This is a genomic window from Floccifex sp. (assembly GCF_051873555.1).
Classification (GTDB): Bacteria; Bacillota_I; Bacilli_A; order Erysipelotrichales; family Erysipelotrichaceae; genus Floccifex.
In genome coordinates, this window is the sequence record NZ_JBJEEY010000075.1 from 1 (window position 1) to 2,229 (window position 2,229).

4 protein-coding genes are annotated in these 2,229 nt (G+C 27.9%); all 4 read right to left on the bottom strand.

Annotated elements, in window-relative coordinates:
* Positions 1 to 53: 53 nt before the first annotated feature.
* Positions 54 to 650 (bottom strand): hypothetical protein, encoded by a 597-nt coding sequence (locus ACI32A_RS04480; RefSeq protein WP_439753832.1) that lies wholly within the window; start codon positions 648 to 650, stop codon positions 54 to 56.
* Positions 651 to 752: 102 nt separating this feature from the next.
* Complete coding sequence (locus tag ACI32A_RS04485) at positions 753 to 1,361, bottom strand: SDR family NAD(P)-dependent oxidoreductase (RefSeq protein ID WP_439753833.1); 609 nt, start codon at positions 1,359 to 1,361, stop codon at positions 753 to 755.
* Positions 1,345 to 1,503 carry a hypothetical protein gene (locus tag ACI32A_RS04490; RefSeq protein WP_439753834.1) on the bottom strand — a complete coding sequence of 53 codons (159 nt, stop codon included), beginning with the start codon at positions 1,501 to 1,503 and terminating at the stop codon, positions 1,345 to 1,347. Before ACI32A_RS04490 ends, ACI32A_RS04485 begins: the two co-directional genes overlap by 17 nt.
* 17 nt (positions 1,504 to 1,520) lie before the next feature.
* On the bottom strand, positions 1,521 to 2,060 hold the full coding sequence (locus ACI32A_RS04495) for a putative ABC transporter permease (protein ID WP_439753835.1): 540 nt from the start codon (positions 2,058 to 2,060) through the stop codon (positions 1,521 to 1,523).
* Positions 2,061 to 2,229: the final 169 nt, after the last annotated feature.

The window sequence follows — 2,229 nt, forward strand, 5'->3', positions numbered from 1 at the left end:
ATCAGTGGCTTAGACTACCTTCATCAACTTTTTAGTTGAACTTAGCGATTTTTTTAAATCATTGACACAAAATAAATATTGTAGAATACAAAAATTGTTACTATACACAAAGTAGTAATAAATAAAATTTTATTTGAAATATTATTTTTAAAATAGAAAATAAATCCTATTCCAAATATAAAATCAAATATCGTTTGAACCAGTAAAATGTGTTGCGTAATTAATAAATACAAACAAGAAATTCCTTCTGCCAATAATGCAGAAGAAGGAAGCGCATATAAAATATTTTTATACCACTTATCTTTGTTCCAAAAATATAAAATAGAACATCCCATACTAACAACAATCGATTGCATACAATAAGAAATAAATAACTTTACAGGAAATCCATCACTTTCAAATAAAGGAAAAAAGAATCCCAATATATATTTCAATCCATAATATGAAATTGTCATTCCAATCATATAAAGAAAGACATTAAAAAATGTTTCTTTATGCGATTGACTATAAATTATAATAATCGTTACACTTACAATCCGGAATCCAAATAAAGTAGCTATAGAACTTAAGCTCAATAAACTATTATAATCAAATATATCTGTTAAACGAGTGAGAATACCAATTCCTATTCCAATCCAAAATAAATTCATTTTTTTATGCTTCTTTGTTCTTCCATTTTTTGATAGCAGCCAATAAAGCTGCAACACTCAATAAAACCACACTGCCTTTTAAAATTACCTTACATACTTTTTTCATATATTTTCCTTCTTTCTATTTGTCATATTCCACATCATTTTTCCCATATATAACGGATGCCTGTAACACAATTTCATTTGAATGGATTGAGACAAAGAATGACAAATCACAAATTTATTTGAATCTATATTTTTTGCCAATCCCATACCTACTTTTTCAGCACTGGCCATAAATTCTTTTGGAACTTTTAACCCATTGGAAGAATTGGTTTTGGTCAATGGCGGATGAAACAAATGAAAAGATATGTTTTTATCTTGATTTTCAATTGCCAGACACTTTGCTAATGATTCTATAGCACCTTTTGAAGATGCATAAGGCGATATATTTCCAAAACCAGTCACGCCAACTCCTGAACTCGTAAAAATGATTTTTCCTTTATTTTGTTTTTTCATCATTGGTAAAACTTCTTTACATAAACGAAGACAACCAAAATAATTTATATCCATGACTTTTTGATATATAGATAAATCACTTTCTTCTTCACTATCAAATGTACATAAACAAGCATTTTGAATCGCAACATCAATTCTTTCAAACTTTTTCATTGTTTCTAATACACCTTTATGAATATCTTCTTCTTTACAAATATCAGCCAATGTATACAACAATTGATTGGAATATTGTTTTTTTTAAATTGATTAAATGATTTACTTCAATATCCAAAACCGATACAAAATTTCCATCTTCTAATAATTGTTTCACGAAATGATAGCCAATACCTTGATTGGCTCCAGCAATCAATATCACTTTTTTTATATTTTCTCCTAATATGTAATAGGTGTACGAAACATTGCACTCATAACACAATCTACTAAAAATATAAATCCAATGGTTGTACAAAAAGTATGTATAGAATCACATGAAAGGGATTTCACTATTTTTTGAATTCGTGGTTCCAATCCATATTGAAATAAAATACCCAATATCGCAAAACATAAAATGCTGCCTAAACAAATAATGCCATCAATATTCATAAACATATTTGAATAATCCCACAATCGAAGTCCAAATACATGAATACTGATAAAACCAATGAGATATTCCACAATGCCTGCATTCAATCCACATAAAATAAATAAATGAATAGGATGTTTCTTTAATGGTTTTAAAGAATAAATTGTTAATGCTCCAATTCCATAAATAGGAAGCCAGGGACCATATAGAATACCTCGATTCTGAAAATATCCGTCTATACATCCACAAAGAATAACTTCATAGATCCACCCTGATACACAGCCAATTAGAAATACAATAAATAAATAATCAAGTTCTATATTTTTTGTTTGTTTGAGTGTTAATGTCATATACTTCATCTCTTTTCCATTTGTATTATCTAAAAAATAAGAAAAAAGAAATAGATATGTTTTCTATTGGTTTGTGTTTGTTTTTAAGAAAATATATAAAATTGTTCGTTGTAAAAAGGGGCTGTAACGAATAGTTGAGTTTTTACAAATTCGAGGGGTTACAGCACCC